A 22,591-nucleotide genomic window follows, 5' to 3' on the forward strand; every position below is an offset into this window, starting at 1 on the left:
ACTGCAGTCGATGTTCGAATGCAGAGTCCGGCCAGCCGGGGCAATGGGGCCGGGCCGCGGCGCCTACCGCGCGAGCCACCCGCCGTCCACCGCGATCACCTGCCCGTGCACGTACGCGGCGGCGGGGGAGGCGAGGAACACCACGACGTTCCCGATGTCCTCGGGGCGGCCCCACCGCCCGGCCGGGATGCGCACCGAGATCTGCTCGCTCCGGACCGGGTCGGCGAGGAGCGCGCTGTTCAGCTCGGTGTCCATGTAGCCGGGGGCGACGGCGTTGACGTTCACGCCGCGGCCCGCCCACTCGTTGCAGAGCGCCTTGGTCAGCTGGGCGACCCCGCCCTTGCTGGCGGCGTAGGCGGGCACCGTGATGCCGCCCTGGAACGAGAGCAGCGACGCCACGTTCACGACGGCGCCGGCCCCGCGGTCCAGCATGGGGCCGCCGAAGAGCTGGCAGAGCTGGAAGACGGCCCGCAGGTTGACGTCCAGGACGTGGTCCCAGGCGTCGAGCGGGAACTCGGCGGCCGGGTACCGGTCCTGCACGCCGGCGTTGTTGACGAGGATGTCGACGCGGTGCCCGGCGAGCACCTCGCGCGCGGTCGTGGTGATCGCGGCGGTGTCGGAGAGGTCGAGTGCGTGGGCGGTGAGCCGCCTGCCGAGCGCCGTGGCGGCGTCGGCGAGGTCGGCGGGCACCGGTGAGCGGCCCAGCGAGACGACGTCGGCGCCGGCCGCGAGCAGCGCGAGCGTGGTTCCCCGGCCGAGGCCGCGGGCGCCCCCGGTGACGACGGCGGTCCGCCCGGTCAGGTCGAACGGGCCGCGCTGGTCTTCCCGATGATCAGGCACCCGGCGAGTATGGCCGGGTTCCCGTCATCCCCTCACGGCGGCGAACGCGTCGTCGGTGCGCCCGAGGATCTCGTCGATGTCCGCGTCGGTGTGCGCGGCGGACAGGAACCAGTTGTGCCAGGGGTGCAGGTACACGCCTCGCCGGACGGCGGCCTCCGCGAACGCCGTCACCAGCCGGAAGCCCTCGTCGCCCGCGAACGACAGCATCGGCATCTGCACCGGCCCGGTCTGGTTGATCTCGAACCCGTGCGCGGCGGCCTGCGCGGCGAGCCCATCGCGCAGCCGGGCGCCGGCGCGGGCGATGCCCGGCAGGGCGACGCCCTTGCGCAGCTCGGTCAGGGTCGCCAGGCCCGCGGCCAGCGGCACCGTCGCCGTCCAGAACGACCCGGTGACGTAGATCGACCCGACGGCGTCGCGCAGCGCGTCGACGCCGGTGACGGCGCCGAGCGCCTGCCCGTTGGCGATCGCCTTCGACCAGGCCGACAGGTCCGGCCGGACGCCGAGGGGCTCCCAGCTGCCGCCGAGGTCGAGGCGGAACCCGCAGCGGACGTCGTCGAGGACCAGGACGGCGCCGGTGCGGTCGGCGAGCGCGCGCAGGCCGCGGGCGAACGCGGGGTCGACGAGCTCCTGGTCGCGCTTGATGTCGTGGCGCATCGGGCAGACGACGATCGCGGCCAGGTCGTCGCCCGCCTCGGCCGCGGCGGCCTCGGCGGAGGCGAGGTCGTTGTACTCGTAGTGCACCAGGTGCGCCTGGTCCTCCTCGGTCACGCCCGAGCCGCGCAAAGAGCACCAGGGCACTGCGCCGTGGTAGGCGCCGTGGGCGACCAGGAGCTTCCGCCTCCCGGTCGCCGCCCGGGCGATCGTGACGCACGTCGTGGTGGCGTCGGAACCGTTCTTGCAGAACAACGCCCAGTCCGCGGACGGGACCGTGTCCACCAGCAGCTCGGCGAACTCGACGGCGACCGGGCCGGTGCCGTCGAGGCAGTCGCCCCGGTCGAGCTGGTCGCGGACGGCGGCCGTGACGGCGGGGTGGCGGTGGCCGAGGACGACCGGGCCCCAGCCGCACATCAGGTCGAGGTAGGTGCGCCCGTCGGTGTCGGTGACCCGGCAGCCTTCGCCGGAGGCCATGAACTGCGGGTGCGCGGAGCTGAAGGCCTGGACGGACATGTGGCCGTACATCCCGCCGGGGATCACCTGGCGGGCCCGCTCGCGGAGCGCGAGCTCGCGCTCGCCGAGGACGGTGGGTGCGCTGGTCATCTCGAGGACCCCCCGGAGTCGAGCAGCTCGCGGGCGACGGCGGCGATGCCGGTCCCGTCGAGGCGGTAGTGGGCGTAGAGCGCGGCGGGCGGGCCGACGGGCACGTGCTCGTCGGGCACACCGTGGCGGCGGAAGGGGACGTGGGCGCCGGCCTCGAACAGGCACTCGGCGACCGCGCTGCCCAGCCCGCCGGTGAGGTTGCCCTCCTCGACGGTGAGGACGGCGCCGGTGGACCGCGCGGCGTCGAGCACGGCGGCACGGTCGAGCGGGGCGATCGTGAACATGTCGACGACCCGGGTGGAGATCCCGCCCGCGGCCAGCTCGTCGGCGGCCTCCACCGCGGGGTGCACCTCGGAGCCGGTGGCGATGATCGTCAGATCGGTGCCGTCGCGGACGGTCTCGGCGCGGCCGACCGCCAGGTCCGGCACCTCGTCGTAGACCTGGGGGTCCCGCCCGCGGCCGAGCCGGATGTACATGGCGCCCGGGTGGTCGAGCGACAGGCGCAGCAGGGCGCGCAGGTGGTTCGCGTCGGTGGCGCACACGACCGTCAGATCGGCGATGCAGCGCATCATCGCGAGGTCCTCGAGGCTGTGGTGGCTCGTGCCGTAGAAGCCCATGGACATGCCGGAGTGGTGGCCGACCACCCGGACCGGCATGCCGGGGTAGGCGCAGTCGGTGCGGATCTGCTCGGCGCAGAGCAGGGCGGCGAACGCGCCGAACGTGGCCGCGAACGGGAGGTAGCCGGACGCGGCCATCCCGGCCGCCATCGTGATCATGTTCTTCTCGGCGATGCCGACGTTGACGAACCGCTCCGGGTGCCGGGTCGCGAAGTCGGTGGCCCGGTTCGAGCGGGCCAGGTCGGCGGTGAGCACGACGATGCGCGGGTCGTGGTCGGCGAGGCGGGCGAGCTCCTCGCCGAACACGAACGCCGGGATCGCCCGGGTGTCGGTGCCGTCGACGGAGCGGGTGTCCTTGAGGCCGACGTTCGCGGTGCCGTTGAACAGCTCCGACTGGTCCTGGGTGCTGCTCATGCGCGCTCCTGCCCGAGCTCGGCCAGCACGTCGTCGTAGTCGGTGCCGGCCAGGTTGCCGACGTGCCAGTCGGGCGACAGCTCCATGCGCGCCACGCCCTTGCCCTTCACGGTGTCCGCCACGACGAGCTGCGGCGGGCCGTCCACGGCGGACGGCAGGCCGGCGAACAGCTCCAGCAGCGCCGGGATGTCGTGCCCGTCGACGCGGTGGGTCTGCCAGCCGAACGCGGCGAACCGCCCGTCGATCGGCTCGGCGGCCATCACGTCGCGGACGAAGCCGTCGATGCCGAGCTGGTTGGCGTCGACGATCGCGACGAGGTTGCCGAGCCGGAAGTGCCCGGCCGACATCGCCGCCTCCCAGATCTGGCCCTCGGCCAGCTCGCCGTCGCCGAGCAGGCAGTACGTGCGGTGGTCGGAGCCGGACATCCGCCCGGCGAGGGCCATGCCCGCGGCGATCGACAGCCCGTGCCCGAGGGAGCCGGAGGAGAAGTCGACGCCGGGGATCCGGCGCATGTCGGGGTGGTCGCCGAACGGGCTGCCCAGGCGCGTGTAGGTGTCCAGCTCGGACGGGTCGAAGAAGCCGAGGTCGGCGAGCACCGGGTACAGGCCGATCGCCGCGTGGCCCTTGCTGAGCACGAACCGGTCGCGGTCCGGCCATTCCGGGCGGGACGGGTCGAGGCGCAGCTGCGCGTAGTAGAGGACGGAGAACAGCTCCGCGCAGGAGAACACGGCGCTGTAGTGGCCCGCCCCGGCGATGCGGGTGAGCCGGACGGTCTCGGTGCGCACGAACCTCGCCCGGTCGGCGAGGTGCGCGACCTGGTCGGTACTGGTGACGGGCACTCCTGCTCCTTTACTGCAGCACCGGGCCGGGCTCGTCCCGGAAGCGGTCGAGGACGTTGGCGGTGAGCCGGGAGACGTCGTTGTCGCCGCCGTCGTGCGTCATCGCGGTCGACCAGGCGATCGAACCGACGGAGAACACGGCGCCGCCGCCGGGTCGCCCGAGCAGGACGACGTCGGCGCGGACCTTGGGGTGGATGCCGGGTGGGGGAGCGGCGTAGCCGTGGTCGGCCTCCTCGGGTACCAGCGCGATCTTCTCCGAGTGGTCGACCGAGGAGGCCAGCACGACGGCGTCGGCGGGGGTGCCGAGCGTGACGTCGGCCCGGTCCAGCTCGTCGCCCGCCGCGCCGCCCAGGCCGGGGCCCTCGGTGCCGAAGACCTCGCCGACGCCCGCGGAGACACCGGCGAAGGCCCACGCCGCCGCGGGGTCCGCGCTCGCCGCGGTGCGCCGGTACCCGTAGCCGGAGTCGAAACCCTGCGCGGTGAACCCGACGCCCGCGAGCACGTTCGGCGCCCGGCCGCGCATCCGCCACAGCCCGCCGCGCTCCCCGGTGGCGGCGAGGTGCTCCTCACCGGGGTCGGACACCCAGGTGGCGACGCCCGCGTGCCCCCGGCGGATCTCCAGTGCGTCCGGGTGGCCCGGGACCCGGGCGGTGACCTGGTAGAAGCCGTTGCCGCCCAGGTACATCAGCCGGCCACTGGCGTGGGTGTATCCGAGGTAGGCGTCGAGCATGCCGGCCGAGCAGTACTCGGGGTGGCTGCCGGTGAGCACCACGTCGTAGCGGGAGAGCAGGTCCGCGCCCTCGCGCTCGACCTCGTCGTCGGTGACCACCGCGTAGTCCTCGCCGCGCCGGTCCAGCCAGTCCAGCAGCTGCAGGTCCTGGGCGTAGTGGCGGAACCCGCGGGTGGTGGGGGTGAAGTAGTCGGGGCGCAGGTTGAGGATCGGGCGCAGCCTGCTGGTGTGGCAGACCCCGCTGCCGTCGGTGTGCACGTCGTAGAGCGAGCGGCCCAGCTCGGGGTGCGCGGCCAGCCAGCGGTCCCGCTCGTCGATCCCGCGCGCCTCCCCGTAGATCGCCAGCCGCTCGGCCTCGTACTCGGCGTAGGTGCGCCAGTTCGCGTAGGCGAGGTAGGTCCAGGTGGGCAGCACGACGAGCACCGGCGCCTCGTGCCGGGCCGGCGTGACGACGAACGGGATCCGGTCGACGTCGTCCCCGGCGCTCGTCTTCAGCGCGTAGACGCCGCTGGGCAGGTCGGTGGGGACGTCCCAGGTGAGGTCCGGTTCCCAGCCGGCGTCGGCGAGGTCGTCGTCGTGCAGGTGCAGGGCGTCGAACTCGGCTGGGGCGCGGCGGAAGTCGGTCTCCGCGCCCGTCCAGAACGGGCCGGGCACGCCGCGGGTGGGCAGCTGGTGGACCACGGCGCCGCCGGTGAGCCCGCCGCGGTCGGGCACCCGGGTGCCGCCGGGGTCGGCGGCGAGGTCGAGCGCGCTCGTGGTGGCCGGGTCGAGGAGGGTGAGCGGGTCGGCGCCCGCGGCCAGCGCCGCCGTCGTCGTCGCGGGCCAGGCGGTGGCGGCGACGACCGGGCGGGCCACCTTCCCGTTGAACGTCGCGCCGAGCCCGCCGGTCACCGTCCCGTCGGATCCGATCCGCACGACCCCGCCGGAGGTGGAGGGCGGTACCTGCGCGGCAGCCGTGATCGCGTCCAGGCCCGGACGGTGCAGCGACAGCCGCACGTGTCCAGCGGCGTCCACGGTGGCGGCGGCGCAGGCCCAGCGGCGCTCGACCGGCGGCGCGTCGAGGGCAGCCAGCGTCGTCGCGCCGCGGCGCAGCGCGACCCGGGCGGTCGACACCTCGAGCACCAGGTCCCCGACGGCCAGCAACGGCCGGGCGCCGGTACCGGGAAGGGTGGGCAGGAACCACGACGCGAGCCCGACCGCGTCCGTCGGACCGACCGGACCGGCCTCCACGAAGGAGCCCGACGTGGTGTGCTGCACGCGGCCCGGCAGCCGGGGCGGCAGCCCGCTCGCGACCGCCTCCTCGACGAGCGCGGTCTCGTGCTGCGGGGAGCCGCCGCGGCGCAGCCGGACGATCTCCGGCCGGAAGCCGTCGTGCACGCAGCTGACGTGGAACGCGATCGGGTCCCCGGCGCGGACGGAGAGCCGGTCGGCGTAACCGACGATCCTCATGCGCCCGCCACCGGGTCGGGGTGGTCGCGGAAGCGGCCGAGGACGTTGGCGGTGAGCCGGGAGACGTCGTTGTCGCCGCCCTTGTGCGTCATGGCGGTGGACCAGGCGATGGAGCCGACGGCGAAGACGGCGCCGCCACCGGGCCGCCCGAAGAGCACGATGTCGGACCGGACGCGGGGATCGGGCCCGGTGGGCACGGCGTAGGAGATCGTCTTGTCGTCGGGTACCAGCACGATGCTCGCGGAGTGGCCCACGGAGGTGGCCAGCACCACCGCGTCGGCCGGGGTGCCCAGCCCGACGTCGGCCCGGTCGATCTCGTCGCCCGCCGCCCCGCCGAGGCCGGGGCCCCGGTCGCCGAAGACATCGCCGACCGCGACGTCCACGCCCTCGAAGACCCACTCCGCGGCCCGGCTCTGCGGGGTCCGGCGGTAGCCGCTCGCCTTGTCGAAGCCCTGCGCCGTCATGCCGACGCCGAACCGGCGCTGAGGTGCCCGGCCGCGCCACCGCCACAGCCCGCCGGGTTCACCGGTCCCCGACAGGTGCTCCTCGCCCGCGCCGCTCGCCCACGCCGTCTGGCTGCCGCGGGCGCGGCGGATCTCGATCGCGCCGGACGGTCCCTCGTGGCGGGCGGTGACGTGGTAGAAGCCGTTGCCGCCCAGGTACATCAGCCGGCCGCCGGACTCGACGTGGTCCTCGTAGGCGTCGAGCATCCGGGCGGAGGCGTACTCGGGGTGGCTGCCGGTGATCACGACGCGGTGGCCGGCGAGCGCGTCCGCGCCGCGGTCCTGCAGCTCGTCGTCGGTGATCACGGCGTAGTCCTCGCCGCGCCGGTCGAGCCAGTCCAGCAGCGACAGGTCCTGCGCGAAGTGGCGCAGCCCGCGGGTGGTCGGCGTGTAGTAGTCGGGCCGGATGTTGACGATCGGCCGCGCCCGGGAGGAGTACATGACGCCGCTGCCGTCGGTGTGCACGTCGTAGAGCGAGCGGCCCAGCTCGGGGTGGCGGGCCAGCCAGCGGTCCCGGGGATCCACGCCGCGGCGCTCCCCGTAGAGCGCGACCCGCTCCTCCTCGAACTCGGCGTAGGTGCGCCAGTTCGCGTAGGCCAGGTAGGTCCAGGTGGGCAGCACCACGAGCACCGGGGCCGGGGGAGCGCCGTCGCCCGGGGTGACGACGAACGGGATGCGGTCGACGTGCTCGCCCGCGGTGATCCTCAACGCGTAGGCGCCGCTCGCCGCGTCCGCCGGGACGGTGAGGACGATGTCGGTCTCCCAGCCGGCGTCGTCGAGGTCGTCCTCGTGCAGGTGCAGGGCGTCGTACTCGCCGGGGACGCGCCGGAAGTCGGTCTCCCGGCACCGCCAGAACGGCCCGGGCACCGCGCTCGCCGGCCGGTTGACGGCGGTGCCGCCCGCGGTGAGCGCCCCGTCGTCGGCCACGGCGACGGCTGCGGGGTCCCGGCCCAGCGCGAGCGCGCTGACGCCGGCGTCGCCCAGGACGGCGACCGCGTCCTCGCCGGCGGCGAGCCGCTCGGTCGCCTCGGCGGACCAGCCCGTGGCGGACACGACGGGCCGGGCCACCCTGCCGTTGAAGAAGCCGCCGCGAGGACCGGCGCCGACGCGGAGCAGCCACGGTCCCGTCAGCCGAGGTTCAGGAGGTTCAGGAAAGCCACTTTCCTGAACCTGGGGTACATGAATGTGGCTTTCCTGAACCTGGGGAGCAGCGCGGTGCAGGGTCAGCCGGGCATCGCCGTCGCTCGAGATCGTCGCCGCCAGGAACGACCACTGCCGCTCCACCGGCGCCACGTCCAGGCGGGCCAGGTCGGTCCCGTCCGCGGCGCGCAGGGCGCACCCGCGCCCGGAGACGGACAGCAGGTAGCCGGCCGCCGCGTCGGGTGCGGTGAGCGCGAGCACGGTCTGCTCGCGGTCGGCGTCGAGCCGGGTGGGATGCAGCCAGATCGCGAGCCCGGCACCGTCGATGACCGTCCCGTCGTGCAGCGGCGCCTCGACGTACGAACCGGCGCGGGCGACCTGGACGCGCCCGGGCACCGTCGCCGGGAGCGACGCTGCGACCTCCTCCTCCAGCAGGTCGCACTCGTGGGCCGGGGAACCGCCGCGGCGCAGCCGCTGAAGGGTCGGGGCGAACTCCGGGAGCTCGCTGCTGATCTTGAACTCGACGGTTCCGCCCGCCGGGACGGAGAGCCGGTCGCCGTAGCCGATCAGCCTCACCGGTTGACCCACTCCGTCCACTGCCGGGTGGCCTCGTCGAGGTTCGCCGCCCACCACTCGTTGTCGCGGTGCACCTCGCTGCCGGTGACGTTGCTGGTGGCGATGAAGGAGTTGATCAGCGGGTCCGCGGACGGCTTCGCGTTCGAGTTGGGCGAGCCGTAGGGCTGGCGCTGCATGATGAGCTCCTGGGTCGGGACGTCGACCACCGCGTTGATCAGCGAGTACGCCGCGTCGAGGTTCTTGGCGCCCTTCACGATCCCGAGCGAGTCCTCGTAGTAGAGCGGCTGGTTCCAGACGACCTTCAGGTTGGCGCCGTTCTTGGCCGCCTCGTAGGCGCGGCCGGGCCAGGCCAGCATCATGTCGACCTCACCGGCCTCGAGGGCCTGGGTCTGCTGCGCCCCGGTCTCGTAGAACCGCGCGGAGGGCCGGATCGTGTCGAGCGTCGCGAAGGCGCGCTCGTAGTCCAGCGGGTAGAGCTGGTCGCCGGGCACGCCCGCGGCGAGCAGCGCCGTCTCCATGCCGGCGTCCTTGGCGTAGTTCATGATTCCCCGGGTGCCCGGGAACTTCGTCGTGTCGTAGAAGTCGGCCCAGCTCTGCGGCGGGTTGTCGCCGTACTTGTCGGCGTTGTAGACCAGCAGGAACGCGGACTTCAGCACCGGCACGCCGCAGTCGGTGACCTGCGCGGGGTCGAGCCCGGCGGTGTTGATCCTCGACTTGTCCAGCTTCTCGAACAGCACGTCGCACTTGGCCACGGTGCGGTAGGGCGACGAGTAGAAGACGTCCCAGGTGGGGGAGCCGGACTCGACCATCGCGGTCAGCTTGGCCTCGTTGTTGGGGGACTCCTCGGCCACCTGGATGCCCTGCGTGGAGAGCTCCTTGTACGCGGTCTCGGCGAAGATCGAGGCGAGCGCCCCGCCGGTGTTGCTGAACACGACGGTGCCGCCGGAGGCCGACTCGCCGCCGACCGTGGCGAAGCACCCGGTGGCGCTGAAGCTGACGGCGGTGGCGAGGGCCAGCGCGGAGACGAGCCTGCGGTTGCGCACGGGAACACCTTCGATCGACGGGGTGCAACGCACCTTTGCGTTTCACTATCCAGAACGTGGTTCAGGATGTGGCATCAGGAGGATGGCGGCCGTGGTCCGGGTCGTCAAGGCCCGGCACGTGAACTGCCTGTTGGATCGGGTCTCGTCGCCGTAACGGCCGCGCCGGGCGGTTGACAACCCGGCCTCCTACCGCGACCCTCCCATTTCGGTTCGTGAAACCCGTGCCACATCGTGACCGAAGTGGGGGTTGTCCATGGTGTCGGTCGGCTCGACGAGGGCCGCGGCCGCGGCGCCCACGCCGCCGGCGGCGTCCCGCCCCCGGCGCGTGGGCCGCCCGCTGCTGCTCCTCGCGTTGCCCGCGGTCGTCGTGCTCGGCGTGTTCTTCGTGGTGCCGGCCCTGCGCCTGGCCTGGCTCTCGGTGAGCACCCCCGAGCTCGGCGTCGGCAACTACACCGGCCTGGTCACCGACGGCGTCGTCGTCACGGTCGTGCTGCGCACCCTCGGGATGGCCGCGGTCGTCACTGTGCTCTGCGTGCTCTGCGCGTACCCGTACGCACACCTGATGACCATCGTCGGTCCCCGGTGGCGGGCGGTGCTCACGGCGCTGGTGCTGCTGCCGTTCTGGACGTCGCTGATGGCGCGCACCTTCGCCTGGGTGGTGTTGCTGCAGGACACGGGGGTGGTCAACGGGCTGCTCGCCGCGGTCGGGCTCGGCCCCACCCGGCTGCTCGGCACGACCGCGGGGGTCAGCATCGCGATGGCGCAGGTGATGCTCCCGTTCATGGTGCTGCCGGTGTACGCGGCCATGCGCGGCATCGACCGCAGGCTCGTCGACGCCGCGATGGGGCTCGGCGCCACCCCGGTCGCCGCGTTCCTGCGCGTGTACCTGCCGCTGTCGCTGCGCGGCGTCGCCGCGGGCGCGACGCTGGTGATGGTGCTGTCGCTCGGCTTCTACGTGACGCCGTCGCTCGTCGGGTCGCCGCAGCAGTCGATGCTGGCGCAGCTCATCGCGGTGCAGGTCAACCAGCTGCTCGACTTCGGCGCTGCCGGCGCCCTCGCGGTGACGCTGCTGGTCGTCACGCTCGTCCTGGTGGCCGGCGTGCAGCGGCTCACCCGCACCGGTGGCGCCCCGGCCGGGCTGGTCGGAGGTGCCGGTTCATGAGGTCCGTCGGCCTGCGCCGGGCGCTCGTCGCGCTCGGGATCCTGATCGGGGCCTGGCTGCTCGTGCCCACGTTGATCGTCATCCCGATCAGCTTCTCCGGCGAGGACAGCTTCGCGTTCCCGCCGGGCTCGTGGAGCCTGCGCCACTACCGGACGTTCTTCACCGACCCGAGCTGGCTGAATGCGCTGCTGGTGTCGATCCAGCTCGCCGTGATCGTGACGGTGGTGGCGACCGTGATCGGCACCGCCGCGGCCTTCGCCCTCTCCCGCACCGCCAACCGCTGCCGTGGCGTCCTGAACGGGCTGTTCCTCGCGCCGCTGATCGTGCCCGGCATCGTGGTGGCCGTCGCCGTCTACGCCGCGTTCCTGCAGTGGGGCCTGATCGGCACGCCGACGGGCTTCATCATCGCGCACACAGTGCTCGCGATCCCGTTCGTCACCGTGAACGTGGGGTCGGCGCTGGGTGGGTTCGACCGCACCCTGGAACGGGCGGCGGCGAGCCTCGGCGCCTCGGCGCCCGCCACCTTCCGCAGGGTGACCCTGCCGCTGATCATGCCCGGGGTGCTGTCCGGGGCGGTGTTCGCATTCGTCACCTCCTTCGACGAGGTGGTGGTGTCGCTGTTCGTCCAGTCGCCGCAGCTGCAGACACTGCCGGTGCGGATGTTCACGTCCGTGACCAACGAGGTGGACCCGACGATCGCGGCCGCGGCCACCGTGGTCGTCACGCTCACCACCGCACTGCTCGCCCTGGCCGCCACCCTGAGGAGGACCCGCCGTGCCTGAGACCCTGTCCGGCGCCCGGATCGAGGTCGAGGGCCTCACCAAGCTCTTCCCCGGCGCGGCGGCTCCCGCCGTCGACGGGATCGACCTGGAGATCCGGGCCGGGGAGTTCATGACCCTGCTCGGGCCCAGCGGGTCGGGCAAGACCACCACCCTGAACATGATCGCCGGCTTCGAGGCGATCACCTCCGGCCGCATCGCCCTGGACGGCAGCGACATCGCCCAGCTCCCGGCGTACCGGCGCAACCTGGGGATGGTCTTCCAGAACTACGCGCTGTTCCCGCACATGAGCGCGGCCGAGAACATCGCGTTCCCGCTCAAGCAGCGCAAGGTCGGCAAGGGCGAGATCGCCCGGCGGGTCGCGGAGGCCCTCGACCTGGTGCACCTCGCCGGGCACGGCGAGCGGCTGCCGTCGCAGCTGTCCGGCGGGCAGCAGCAGCGCATCGCGCTCGCCAGGGCGGTCGTCTTCGAACCGCGCGCGCTGCTGCTCGACGAGCCGCTCGGGGCGCTGGACAAGAAGCTGCGCGAGTCGTTGCAGCTGGAGATCGCGCGGCTGCACCGGGAGCTGGGCATCACCTTCGTGTTCGTCACCCACGACCAGGACGAGGCGCTGGCCCTGTCCGACCGGATCGCGGTGTTCCGCGATGGCCGCATCGAGCAGGCCGGCACGCCGGCCGAGCTGTACGAGACGCCCGCGTCCCGGTTCGTCGCCACGTTCCTCGGCGACTCCAACGTGTTCGCGGGCCGGGTCCGCGACGGGCGGCTCGACACCGGCTGGTGCAGCCTGCGGGTGCGGGACGCGCCGGCCGCCGACGGCCCGGTCGCACTCGTGGTGCGCCCCGAGCGCCTGCGGATCGCCCCCGCGGGCGGGCCGGCCACCGGGGACAACGTCCTATCGGCCACCGTCACCGACGTCGTCTACCACGGCGCGTTCCGCAGGGTGCTGGTCCGGTTCGACGGCGGCGGCACCGGGCAGGTGCGCGACCCGGCGGGCGCGGGTGGCACGCTCGTGGTCGACCAGCGCGTCGAGGTCTCCTGGGACGGCGACGCCGGGGTGCTCGTCCCGGACGACGAGCCGGATCCCGCCGGGGACGCGCCGGCCACCCCGGTCGCGGCGGGTGCACAGTGACCCCGGCAGCGGATGCGCTGGCGGCGGCCCGCCGGGAGGTCGCCGCGTGCGGCCGCCGGATGACCGCCGACGGGCTGGTGCTGGGCACGGCGGGCAACGTGAGCGTCCGCGTCGGTGAGCTGGTGGCGGTCTCCCCGTCGGGCATGGCCTACGACCGGATCGAACCCGCGGACGTCGCCGTGGTCGACCTCGACGGCAACCGGGTGGACGGCCCGCACGCGCCGTCCTCCGAGACGCCGATGCACCCCGACGTCTACGGGGCGACCGGCGCCACCGCCGTCGTGCACCACCACGGGCTGCACAGCGCGGCGGTGTCCACCGTGCTCGACGAGCTCCCGGCCCTGCACTACTACGTGCTGCAGCTGGGTGGCCCGGTCCGGGTCGCGCGCTACGCGACCTACGGCACCCCGGAGCTGGCCCGCTCGGTGCACGCGGCGCTTCAGGGACGCACGGCGGCGCTGATGCAGAACCACGGCGCCGTCGCCTACGGCGACACGCTCGACCAGGCCTACGACCGCGCCCGGCTGCTGGAGTGGCTGTGCACGCTGCACGTCACCGCGACCGGCATGGGCACCCCGCGGGCACTGACCGGCGAGGAGCTGGCCGCCGTCGCCCGGCGCCGAATGGAGGTCCCGGCATGAAGGTGATCTGCCTCGGTGCGCACATCCTCGACATCCTCGGCCGCCCCGTCCCCGACATCCCGCCCGGCCAGGGCCGGCGGGTGCTCGACGAGATCCGGATCACCGCGGCCGGCACGGCCGGTGGCACCGCCGTCGACCTCGCCAAGCTCGGCGCCGAGGTCGTCAGCATCGGGCCGGTCGGCGACGACGTCCCGGGCAGGTTGCTGCTCGACCTGCTCGCCGGGCACGGCGTCGACGTGCGGCACATGGCCCGGCGGCCGGGCCTCGCCACGCCCGCGACGATGCTGCCGATCCGCCCCAACGGCGAGCGGCCCGCGCTGCACGCTCCCGGCGCGATGGCCACGCTCACCGCGGCCGACGTGGACCTGGACCTCGTGGCGGAGGCCGACGTGCTGCACGTCGGCGGGCCGGACGTGCTGGGGGACTTCACCCGCGACGCCCTACCGGACCTGCTCCGCTTCGCCGCGGCGCACGGCACGGTCGTCAGCATGGACCTGCTCAGCGTCGGCCGGCCCGAGCTCGTCGACCTGCTGCGGCCCGCGTGGGAGCACACCGGGTACCTGCTCCCCAACGACGACCAGATCCGCGGCGTGACGGGCCACGACGACCTCGTCGAGGCGGCGGGGGTGGCCCGGGCGGCCGGTGTCGGCACCGTGATCGTCACGACCGGGGCCGAGGGCTGCGTGATCGTCGACGAGGGCGGCGTCCGGCGGATCCCCGCGTTCGAGGTGCCGGTCGTGGACACCACGGGCTGCGGTGACGCCTTCACCGCCGGGTTGCTGGTGGGCCTCGGCTCCGGCCGTGCGCTGCCCGCCGCGGCGCGGCTGGGCACGGCCGCCGCGGCCCTCGTGGCGCAGGGGCTGGGCTCCGACGCCGGCATCGTCGACCTCCCGTCGACGCTCGCGTTCGGCGCCGTAGCGTGATCGAGTGAACGACAGGAGGCACCCGTGACCGAGAAGGCCGCCGGTGCGGGTGAGCCCGTCCGGGTGCTGGTCAAGGCGATGGCGGTGCTGGATCTGCTGGCCGAGGCGACCGACGAGCTGTCCCTCGGTGACATCGCCGCCCGGCTGGAGCTGAACAAGAGCACCTGCCACCGCATCCTCACCACGCTCGCGGCCGGGGACTTCGTGGAGCGGCCCTCACCGGGCACGTACCGGCTCGGGATCGGGGCGTTCCGGGTCGGCAGCGCGATGGCCCGCCGGCTCAGCGTTCGCGAGCGGGCGTTGCCGGCCATGCAGGAGCTGTACCGGCGCACCGGGGAGACGGTGTTCCTGCTCGTGCTGCGCGGCGACGAGGCGGTCTGCGTGGAGCGGCTGGACGGCCGGTACGCCTCCACGCACACCCTGGGCGTCGGCGGCGCGCTGCCGCTGCACCTGGGTGCCGGGCCGCGGCTGCTGCTGTCGACCCTGCCCGACGAGAAGGTGGAGAGCTACCTCGCGGGTCCGCTGCAGCGGCGTACCTCGCCGACCCAGGCCACGGCCGACCAGGTGCGCGAGGACCTCCGGCGGATCCGCGAGGACGGGTTCGCGGTGAGCCGCGACGACGTCGAGCTCGGGGTGAAGGCGCTGAGCGTGCCGGTCCGCGACCACACCGGCACCACCGTCGCGGCCCTGAGCGTCAGCGGGCTCACCGCCCATCTGCCCGACTCCGAGCAGGCGCACCAGCTGGGGCTGCTGCGCACCGCGGCGGCGGAGGCGTCCCGGGCGCTGGGGTTGCGCGCCTGACCTCCAAGCCGGCGGTTCCGTCACCGGCCGGTCACCCCGCGGGCGAGCGGGGTTGGGGACGTCGCCATCGGGGCGGCGTCGACTCGGTGCCGTCCCGAACCACGACGGAACGGAGCCGCCATGCCCACCACGCGTGACAGCCTGCTCGCCGCCCTGCGCGCCACCGCCGACCTGCCCTACGACGGCGAGGCCGTCGACCAGCTCGCGCACGCCCTGCAGTGCGGCACCATCGCGGTCCGCGCCGGTGCCCGCCCGGCGGTCGTCGCCGCAGCGCTCCTGCACGACATCGGCCGCTCGCCCGCCGTCGCGGCGCTGCTGCCGGAGGCCCCGCACGAGCGGGCCGGGGCCGCGTTCTGCACCCGCCTGCTGGGCCACGAGGTCGGCTGGCTCGTCGGGGCGCACGTGCTGGCCAAGCGCGCCCTCGTCACGCTCGACCCCGGTTACGCGTCGCTGCTGTCGCCGGTGTCGGTCCGTTCGCTGCAGGAACAGGGCGGGCCGGCCGCCGCGGCCGAGGTCGAGCGCTTCCTGCGCCACCCGCTCGCGGAGGAGGCGATGCAGGTCCGCCGGTGGGACGACGAGGCGAAGGTGCCCGGTGCTCCGACGATGGGGCTCGACGAGCTGGTCGACATTTCCGTGACGGTCGGCGTGGAGAAGACTGGGGCCGAGAAGTGATCGACTGAAGGAGAGGAAACGTTCGTGCGCCACGACGCAGTGCTCGCCGAGACGATCGGCATCCGGGGAGCGGACGACGACGAGATCGAGGCCTACACCGCACGCCCGCTGGACGGGGGCGGCCGCGGTGGGGTGGTGGTGATCCACCACATGCCCGGGTACGACCGGGAGAGCAAGGAGGTCGTGCGGCGGTTCGCGGTCTCGGGCTACAACGCGATCTGCATGAACCTCTACAGCCGGGAGGCGCCGGGCGCGGAGCCGGACGACGCCGCCGCCACCGCGCGGGCGCAGGGCGGGGTGCCGGACGCCCGGTTCGTCGGCGACGCGGCGGGCGCGGTGCGCTGGCTGCGGTCGCTGCCGACGTCCAACGGGAAGGTCGGCACGATCGGCTTCTGCTCCGGCGGGCGGCAGGCGTTCCTCACCGCGCTGGAGCTGGACATCCAGGCCGCGGTGGACTGCTACGGAGCGTTCGTCGTCGGCACCCCGCCGGAGGGGTTCCCGCTGCAGGTGCAGCCCCTCGCGGACCGCACGGCCGAGCTGCGGGCCCCGCTGCTGGGCCTGTTCGGCAACGAGGACTCCTACCCGTCGCCCGACCAGGTCGACGAGCTGGAGAAGCTGCTGCAGACCCACGGCAAGGAGTACGAGTTCCACCGCTACGACGACGCCGGCCACGCCTTCTTCTCCGTCGACCGGCCGGCCTACCGGGTGGCCGCGGCGCAGGACGGGTGGCAGCGCGTCCGGGCCTTCTACGCCACGCACCTCGACGGGCAGGCGTGATCGGCGTGTGCACCTACAGCACCGAGAAGTTCGACGTCACGGCGAGCAGCGGCAAGGGCCCGCAGGGCTGGTTCCCGCTGCGGACGGCCACGGTCTACTACGACCATCCCGTGCACGCGCCGGACGACCACACGGTGAACATCGACTTCCTGAACCCGGAGCAGGGCCCCGCCGCCCGCGTGGCGGTGGAGCTCTCCCTGGACTCCGCCCGCGAGCTGCTGGCGGCCCTGCAGGTGACGGTGGAGCGCGCCCGTAACCATTGACGGTGCCGCCGCGAGTGACGCCCGTGTCGGCGCGCTCGAGGAGGGCAGCATGGAACGGACCGCGGTCAACCCGTGGAAGTGGTCGCTCGACATCGGCTTCAACCAGGCCGAGCTCATCGAGGGCACGCGGAGGGAGCTGATCTGCTCGGGGCAGACGTCCATGGACGGGGACGGCCACCCGCAACACGCCGGGGACATGCGCGCGCAGGTCGTCCTCGCCATGGACAACCTCGAGGTGGTGCTCGCGGGCGCGGACATGACGCTCGCCGACGTGGTGCGGTTCAACATCTACACGACCGACGTCGACGAGCTCTTCGCGTGCTACGACGTGATCGCGGGGCGGTTCGGCGCCGCCGGGGTGCGGCCGCCCTCCACGCTCCTCGGCGTGACCCGCCTCGCCTTTCCCGAGCTGATGGTCGAGCTGGAGGCCACGGCCGCCGCCTAGTACTACGGCTCTCGCGTCCCGCTGGTGGGCGCCGTTCGGGGTCGCGTTCCGGGTGTCGGGCCGGCCGGTGGTGACCCGGTGCTGTCGGCGGGATGTCCAGGTCCCACACCGGTTCGAGCCGTGTCGTGCGTTCCGCGGAAGCAGTCATCGGGTCGAGATGACCAGGGGATCCGCTGCCGGTGGGCGCGCCGTACCCGGCTCGTAGCGTGGGGCCCCCGTCTCGACCCGGTCCGGGTGCGATCCCTCCGGTCCCTGCACCTTTGCGGGGTGGCCGGGGTTGGCGTCACCACCGTCCTCCGGGGTCACCCGGGTGGCCGTCCCCGACCTGCTGGCACGCCGGTTCGCGACGGGATCCTGCGGCTGGGTGGGACTCGACCGGCGGTGGTGCCGTTGCCCCGGCCACCCCGATCGTGGTGTCGGCACCGAATGTCCGGCCGGCCGACAGCCGGCCTGGAACGACCCGAGGATGGGGCTTGATCAGCGAATACGGGACCTGGCGTGCATGTGTGAGCGTGATGTCCCGATCCCGCCGATCACGGCCCGCTGGGTGTCGACCTCGGGGTTGTTCCTGGAGGATGCCCGGGTGTCTGGGGAGTGCAGAAGGGGCCGGCGGGACCACCGCAGGTCGAGTGGCCGCCAGCAGTGGCGGTCTCGTCGGGACTGGCGTGCCGGCAGGTCGGGGACGGCCGCCCCGGTGACCCCGGAGGACGGTGGTGGCGCCAACCCGACCACCGCGCCGGGGTGAGGTCGGGTCCGGACGGGAGTGGCCGCGCCCGGGGCCGGGTCGACGGGGTGGGGCGGTCGGCTGCGAGCCGGGTACGGCGCGCCCACCGGCAGCCGATCCCGTGGCGAGGCAGCCCTGACCGCCGGGCGGCGGTCACGTTCATGATCCGCGGTATCGGTTGGCCATGGCTGCGGCGACAGCCATGGACAACCGATACCTGCGATCTTCCCCGTCAAGATCCGAGGTATCGGGTGTCCATGGTCGTGTGGACAGCCATGGGCAACCGATACTTCGGATCTTGCCCCGCGGATCGACGGGCATCGGCCCCCGCGCCGCCGTGTGCGCGGGCCCCGTCCAGCCGATCAGGGCCGCTGGGACGAGCTGTCGCGCAGCTGGGGCCGACGACCCGACACCACCACAGCGAAACGCGCCGGCCACTACCGCCGCCGACCAGCAACACGATCACGACCTACCGCTCCAGCACCAGAACCGGGCGATCGTCGTGATCGATCATGCGGCCCAGTGGTCGGGGATGTCCCGCAGCTTCCGCGCGACGTAGGCGATGTAGTACAGCGGCTCCCCCCGGACCGAGAGCCGGTGCCGGTAGTGCTCGTCGGCGATGAGCGTGATCACGTCCTCCGCGAACATCCGCTTGATCAGGCGGCTGAACCCGGTCGCGTCGTGCTCGGCGACGAAGTCCTCCTTGATCGTGAAGGTGAGCAGCCCCGAGGTCTCGACGAGGTTGAACGCGGTGGTGAACGCCGCAGGCGGGATGTCGCCGAACCCGAGCGCCGCGACCGTGGTCATCGTGTTGAAACGGTGCGCGGCGAGCTCATCCCGCTGGGCGGGGCCGAGCGTCGTGAGATCGGCGACCAGGTAGCCGTCGTAGACGTCGGGCCGGTCCCGGGCGGCCGCCCGCGCCGCCTCCTCGATGATGTCGACGCCGTAGACCGTGCCTGCGCCGAGGGCCCGGATCTCCTCACCGACCATCCCGTTGCCGGCGCCGACGTCGAGCACCCGGAGTCCGGCCGGATCGATGTCCTGTTCCGCCAGCGCGCGGGTGAGCAGGCCGCGGACCACCCGCGGGGACGTGCACTCGAGCAACTCGTAGAAGAGCTGCTCGTACAGGCCGGGGCAATCGAAAATGACGTGGTAGTCGTGGAAGCGGATGCGGACGTGCTTCCCGTCGAGCCCGGCATCGCACCACTCCTCGTCCTGATCGAGGCGCAGGTCGTCGGGGAGGGAGATCTCCCAGCGTCGGGGGGTTCGGGCTTCGACACAGCTGGCGTCGCTCGCGCTGATGGTCGTTCACCTCCGGATTCGGCGCGCGGCACGGTGGGACCGGCCGCGATGATCATTTTCAGCCTAGGCGCCGGGAATTCCGCTGGGGTACCGCCTTTCCGTGGCATGGACCTGGATCGCCGATGAATCGGGTCACATCAGGGCGTGTGCGTAATACGAGAAAATTTGCACCTACTGAAACGCGAAGAAGGGTCACATCCGTTCGTCGGTGGGAAGGGCGACCCCGGCCGCCGCCGTGAGCCCTCCGTCCACGCGCATCTCGCTGCCCGTGACGAAGGAGGAACGCGCGCCGGCGAGGAACGCGCAGGCCTCGGCCACCTCCCCGGGGTCGGCCATGCGGCCCAGCGGGTGCGCACGGCCCCAGTCGCCGAGGACGTCGGCCGGTTCGCGGTCGCCGGCGAACCGCGCCGCGGAGGCACGCAGCATCGGGGTGTCCACGGAGCCGGGGCACACCACGTTGCACCGGATCTGCTCGTGGGCGTGGTCGACGGCGATCGCCCGGGTCAGGGCGTTGATCGCGCCCTTGCTCGCGGCGTAGGCGACCACGTCGGTCTGCGCCACGAACGCCTGCACCGACGAGACGTTGACGATCGACCCGCCGCCCGCGGCGCGCATCAGCGGGACGAGGTGCTTGGCGAACAGGAAGATGCTCGTGACGTTCACCGCGAGCACCTCGTTCCACACGCGCTCGTCGGTGCTCTCCACCGTGCCGTAGCGCTGGATGCCGGCCGCGTTGACCAGGATCCGCGCGCCGCCGAACCCGTCCCGGGCGGCCCGGGCGGCCCGGGCGGCGGTGTCGGCCCGGCTGACGTCCCCGACCACCTCGGTGACCCGGGCACCGCCGGCGCGCAGCTGCCCGGCGTGCTCGCGCAGCGCGTCGCCATCCACGTCGCAGGCGACCACCGCAGCGCCCGCGGAGGCGAGCCGGGCGGCGACGGCGCCGCCGATGCCCTTCGCCGCACCCGTGACGACGGCGGTCTGCCCCGCGAACTCCGGCATGTTGTTCATGGGCACACGTTGCGCCGCTCTCGTCCGACACCGCAAGATCGGGCGCGATGACTGAGACCCGATCCGCCGTCGCCGACCTGCTCACGCGCCTGGGCTATCCCGCGCGGGAGGTCAACCACCTGCCCGACTCGCCGGTGCGGTTCCCGGACGGGGCGCAGTACCGCACCGAGATCCCCAGCGTCGAGGGCCCGGCCGCGTTGCAGGCGGTGTTCGACGAGGCCGAAGCCCGCGGTGTGCGCGTGCACCGCGTCTCCTCCGGCAGCGGGATCATGCTGGCCACCGACGCCGAGATCAGCGACATGGTGCGGGCCTGTGCGGCGCGCCGCGTGGAGCTGTCGCTCTTCGTCGGCCCGCGGGCGCCGTGGGACATCGGCGCCCAGGCGCGTACGCCCACGGGCGGCGCCGTGGGCTGTCGGCACGAGGGCGCCGACCAGTTGGCGTACGCGATGGAGGACCTCGTGCGCGCCAACGCGCTGGGTGTGCGGGGAGCCCTCGTCGCGGACGAGGGCCTGCTGCTGATGACCAAGCACATGAAGGAGGCCGGGTTGATCGCGGCCGACTTCGTGGTGAAGGTGTCGGTGCAGATGATGGCGTCCAACCCGGTGAGCGTGCGGCTCATGCAGGACCTCGGCGCCGACACCTACAACGTGCCACCCGGCCTCACGCTGCCGCGGCTGGCCTCGATCCGGGCCGCGACGCAGATCCCGATCGACATGTACGTCGAGTCGCCCGACACCCTCGGTGGCTTCGTCCGGCACCACGAGATCGCGGAGCTGGTGCGGGTGCTCGCGCCGATCTACGTCAAGTTCGGGCTGCGCAACCACCCCGACGTCTACCCGAGCGGCGGGCAGTTCGAGGCCCTGAACATCCAGCTGTCCCGGGAACGGGTGCGGCGGGCCGAGATCGGCCTCGGGTTCCTGCACCGCGCCGCGCCCGACCTCGTGACGTCGGAGCTGGGCGCGAGCGGCTTGGCGGTGCCGGTGGCGTGAAGATCTTCACCGGCCCGCGGATCGTGCCCCTCGACGAGGGGCCCGAGCCCGAGGCGTTCGCGGTCGACGGGGAGTGGGTGGCGGCCACCGGCACGCGGGTGCAGCTGCGGGAGCGGTACCCGGGCGCGGAGTGGGTCGACCTGGAGGGCGCGCTCGTCGTCCCCGGCTTCAACGACGCCCACTGCCACCCGTCGCAGGCCGCGCTGGCCCGCGTGCGGGTGGACCTGTCCGCGGCGGCCGACCGCCACGCGGTGCGGGACGCGCTGCGGGCCCGGGCCGCCACGACCCCGCCGGGGGAGTGGGTGGTCGGGCAGCCGATCAACGAGCGGGAGGTGCCCGGAGTCGACCGCGACCTCCTCGACACCGTCTCGGCCGAGCACCCGGTCGTGATCGTCCAGTACACGTTCCACCGCGCCGTCGCCAACAGCCGTGCCCTCGAGACGCTCGGCTACCGCACCCCGGCCGACGCGCCGCCCGGCGGAGAGCTGACCGTCGGCGCCGACGGCCGGCTCGACGGCTGGATGTTCGAGCAGGCCTGGCTCGACCCGTGGCTGCCCGGCCCGCAGCGCGCGTCGATCGCCCCCGGTGGTGAGGAGTCGGCGCAGGTCGCCGCGCTGCGGGCGGTCAACACCGAGCTGCACCAGGTGGGTATCACGTCCTACTGCGACGCAATCGTCACACCGCTCGAGCAGCGGATGTACGCCGCGGCGCGGGCGGCGGGGCAGCTCACGCCCAGGGTGAGCATGCTGCTGTGGCACCGCTACTTCGATCCCGGCGCCTGGCCCGCGGAGCAGCCGGACGCCGCGCACCTCCAGCTCGCCGGCGTGAAGCTGATGCTCGACGGCGCGTTCTCCGGCGGCACCTGCCTGTGCCGGCACCCGTACGTGAGCGCGACCGGCGCGGACAACGGGCTGCAGGTGCTCGGGGACGCCGAGTTCGCGGAGACGGTGCGGGCGGTCGACGCAGCGGGCGTGCGGGTCGCCGTCCACGCCAACGGTGACCTCGCGATCGCCAAGGTCCTCGACGCGTACGAGGCGCTGCCCGACCGTCCCGGGCGACCGAACCACCGGATCGAGCATTGCAGCATCGTCGATGACGCGCTGGTCGGGCGGATCGCGCGCGCCGGCGTGACGCCGGTGCCCTTCGGCCCGTTCATCGCGCTCTTCGGTGAGGCCGTGCACGGCTTCTACGGAGAGCGCGTCGAGATGGCCTGCGCACACCGGTCGTTCCTCGACGCGGGTGTGCCGGTCGGCGGGTCGTCCGACTTCCCGATCGTGCCCATCGACCCGCTGCTCGCTTTGCAGAGCCTGGTCACGCGCCGCACGGCGGCCGGGCTCGTCGTCGGGCCGGGGCAGCGGCTCGGCGTTCTCGACGCGCTCGCCGTCTACACCGCGGGCTCGGCGCACGCCACGGGCGACGGTGCCGTCAGGGGGCGCCTGGCACCGGGCCGGCTCGCCGACTTCGTGGTGCTGGGCGCGGACCTCACGGCCGTCGCGCCCGAGGAGATCGCATCGGTGCCGGTGCGGTCGACGTGGGTGGGTGGCAGCCGTGTCTGGTCCGCGGACTGA

Annotated in this window: 21 protein-coding genes; 12 read left to right on the forward strand and 9 right to left on the reverse strand. The window is 73.5% G+C overall.

From position 1 onward, the window contains the following. Positions 1–63 precede the first annotated feature (63 nt). From ACU436_RS11455 to ACU436_RS11485, 7 genes are read right to left on the reverse strand one after another with little or no spacing between them, the layout of a single operon-like run. A complete protein-coding gene (locus ACU436_RS11455; protein WP_459024391.1) occupies positions 64–840 on the reverse strand; it encodes an SDR family oxidoreductase in 777 nt (258 codons plus the stop codon). Between the two features lie 24 nt (positions 841–864). Continuing rightward, complete coding sequence (locus tag ACU436_RS11460; RefSeq protein ID WP_459024393.1) at positions 865–2,097, reverse strand: aminotransferase class III-fold pyridoxal phosphate-dependent enzyme; 1,233 nt, start codon at positions 2,095–2,097, stop codon at positions 865–867. Continuing rightward, a complete protein-coding gene (locus ACU436_RS11465) occupies positions 2,094–3,128 on the reverse strand; it encodes a transketolase family protein (RefSeq protein WP_459024395.1) in 1,035 nt (344 codons plus the stop codon). The genes ACU436_RS11460 and ACU436_RS11465 overlap by 4 nt, the downstream gene beginning before the upstream one ends. Next, on the reverse strand, positions 3,125–3,967 hold the full coding sequence (locus ACU436_RS11470) for a transketolase (RefSeq protein WP_459024396.1): 843 nt from the start codon (positions 3,965–3,967) through the stop codon (positions 3,125–3,127). Before ACU436_RS11470 ends, ACU436_RS11465 begins: the two co-directional genes overlap by 4 nt. A gap of 10 nt (positions 3,968–3,977) precedes the next feature. Next, a complete protein-coding gene (locus ACU436_RS11475) occupies positions 3,978–6,146 on the reverse strand; it encodes a N,N-dimethylformamidase beta subunit family domain-containing protein (RefSeq protein WP_459024397.1) in 2,169 nt (722 codons plus the stop codon). After that, the gene (locus tag ACU436_RS11480) at positions 6,143–8,365 is read right to left on the reverse strand and encodes a N,N-dimethylformamidase beta subunit family domain-containing protein (protein WP_459024399.1); all 2,223 of its coding nucleotides are present in this window, start codon (positions 8,363–8,365) and stop codon (positions 6,143–6,145) included. Before ACU436_RS11480 ends, ACU436_RS11475 begins: the two co-directional genes overlap by 4 nt. Then, positions 8,362–9,408, reverse strand: coding sequence for an extracellular solute-binding protein (locus ACU436_RS11485; protein ID WP_459024401.1), 1,047 nt, complete (start codon positions 9,406–9,408; stop codon positions 8,362–8,364). Before ACU436_RS11485 ends, ACU436_RS11480 begins: the two co-directional genes overlap by 4 nt. A 253-nt stretch (positions 9,409–9,661) precedes the next feature. Between ACU436_RS11485 and ACU436_RS11490 the strand changes: the two genes are divergently transcribed. The 10 genes from ACU436_RS11490 (at position 9,662) to ACU436_RS11535 (ending at position 17,000) form a co-directional block, all read left to right on the forward strand. Further along, positions 9,662–10,570: an ABC transporter permease gene (locus tag ACU436_RS11490; RefSeq protein ID WP_459024403.1), complete on the forward strand. Its 909-nt coding sequence runs from the start codon at positions 9,662–9,664 to the stop codon at positions 10,568–10,570. Next, complete coding sequence (locus ACU436_RS11495) at positions 10,567–11,352, forward strand: ABC transporter permease (protein ID WP_459024405.1); 786 nt, start codon at positions 10,567–10,569, stop codon at positions 11,350–11,352. Before ACU436_RS11490 ends, ACU436_RS11495 begins: the two co-directional genes overlap by 4 nt. Then, complete coding sequence (locus ACU436_RS11500; protein WP_459024407.1) at positions 11,345–12,478, forward strand: ABC transporter ATP-binding protein; 1,134 nt, start codon at positions 11,345–11,347, stop codon at positions 12,476–12,478. Before ACU436_RS11495 ends, ACU436_RS11500 begins: the two co-directional genes overlap by 8 nt. After that, a complete protein-coding gene (locus ACU436_RS11505) occupies positions 12,475–13,119 on the forward strand; it encodes a class II aldolase/adducin family protein (RefSeq protein ID WP_459024408.1) in 645 nt (214 codons plus the stop codon). Before ACU436_RS11500 ends, ACU436_RS11505 begins: the two co-directional genes overlap by 4 nt. Continuing rightward, the gene (locus ACU436_RS11510; protein ID WP_459024410.1) at positions 13,116–14,042 is read left to right on the forward strand and encodes a carbohydrate kinase family protein; all 927 of its coding nucleotides are present in this window, start codon (positions 13,116–13,118) and stop codon (positions 14,040–14,042) included. The genes ACU436_RS11505 and ACU436_RS11510 overlap by 4 nt, the downstream gene beginning before the upstream one ends. A gap of 24 nt (positions 14,043–14,066) precedes the next feature. Then, entirely contained in the window at positions 14,067–14,843 is a 777-nt protein-coding gene (locus ACU436_RS11515; protein WP_459024412.1) for an IclR family transcriptional regulator, read from the forward strand. A 120-nt stretch (positions 14,844–14,963) separates the two neighbouring features. Beyond that, the gene (locus ACU436_RS11520) at positions 14,964–15,515 is read left to right on the forward strand and encodes an HD domain-containing protein (protein WP_459024414.1); all 552 of its coding nucleotides are present in this window, start codon (positions 14,964–14,966) and stop codon (positions 15,513–15,515) included. Positions 15,516–15,539: 24 nt separating this feature from the next. Then, positions 15,540–16,292, forward strand: a complete 753-nt coding sequence (locus ACU436_RS11525) for a dienelactone hydrolase family protein (protein WP_459024415.1) — start codon at positions 15,540–15,542, stop codon at positions 16,290–16,292. Continuing rightward, positions 16,289–16,555 carry a DUF6295 family protein gene (locus ACU436_RS11530; protein WP_459024416.1) on the forward strand — a complete coding sequence of 89 codons (267 nt, stop codon included), beginning with the start codon at positions 16,289–16,291 and terminating at the stop codon, positions 16,553–16,555. Before ACU436_RS11525 ends, ACU436_RS11530 begins: the two co-directional genes overlap by 4 nt. Before the next feature lie 49 nt (positions 16,556–16,604). Next, positions 16,605–17,000 (forward strand): RidA family protein, encoded by a 396-nt coding sequence (locus ACU436_RS11535; protein WP_459024417.1) that lies wholly within the window; start codon positions 16,605–16,607, stop codon positions 16,998–17,000. Positions 17,001–18,234: 1,234 nt separating this feature from the next. Here the strand turns inward: ACU436_RS11535 and ACU436_RS11540 are convergent. Both ACU436_RS11540 and ACU436_RS11545 read right to left on the reverse strand, forming a co-directional pair. Next, on the reverse strand, positions 18,235–18,828 hold the full coding sequence (locus ACU436_RS11540) for a methyltransferase domain-containing protein (protein WP_459024419.1): 594 nt from the start codon (positions 18,826–18,828) through the stop codon (positions 18,235–18,237). A gap of 390 nt (positions 18,829–19,218) precedes the next feature. Further along, positions 19,219–20,034 carry an SDR family NAD(P)-dependent oxidoreductase gene (locus ACU436_RS11545; protein ID WP_459024420.1) on the reverse strand — a complete coding sequence of 272 codons (816 nt, stop codon included), beginning with the start codon at positions 20,032–20,034 and terminating at the stop codon, positions 19,219–19,221. Between the two features lie 47 nt (positions 20,035–20,081). Between ACU436_RS11545 and ACU436_RS11550 the strand changes: the two genes are divergently transcribed. Both ACU436_RS11550 and ACU436_RS11555 read left to right on the forward strand, forming a co-directional pair. After that, complete coding sequence (locus ACU436_RS11550; protein ID WP_459024422.1) at positions 20,082–21,023, forward strand: U32 family peptidase; 942 nt, start codon at positions 20,082–20,084, stop codon at positions 21,021–21,023. Beyond that, the gene (locus ACU436_RS11555; protein WP_459024424.1) at positions 21,020–22,591 is read left to right on the forward strand and encodes an amidohydrolase; all 1,572 of its coding nucleotides are present in this window, start codon (positions 21,020–21,022) and stop codon (positions 22,589–22,591) included. Before ACU436_RS11550 ends, ACU436_RS11555 begins: the two co-directional genes overlap by 4 nt.

Source organism: Pseudonocardia wallangbongensis, assembly GCF_054486945.1.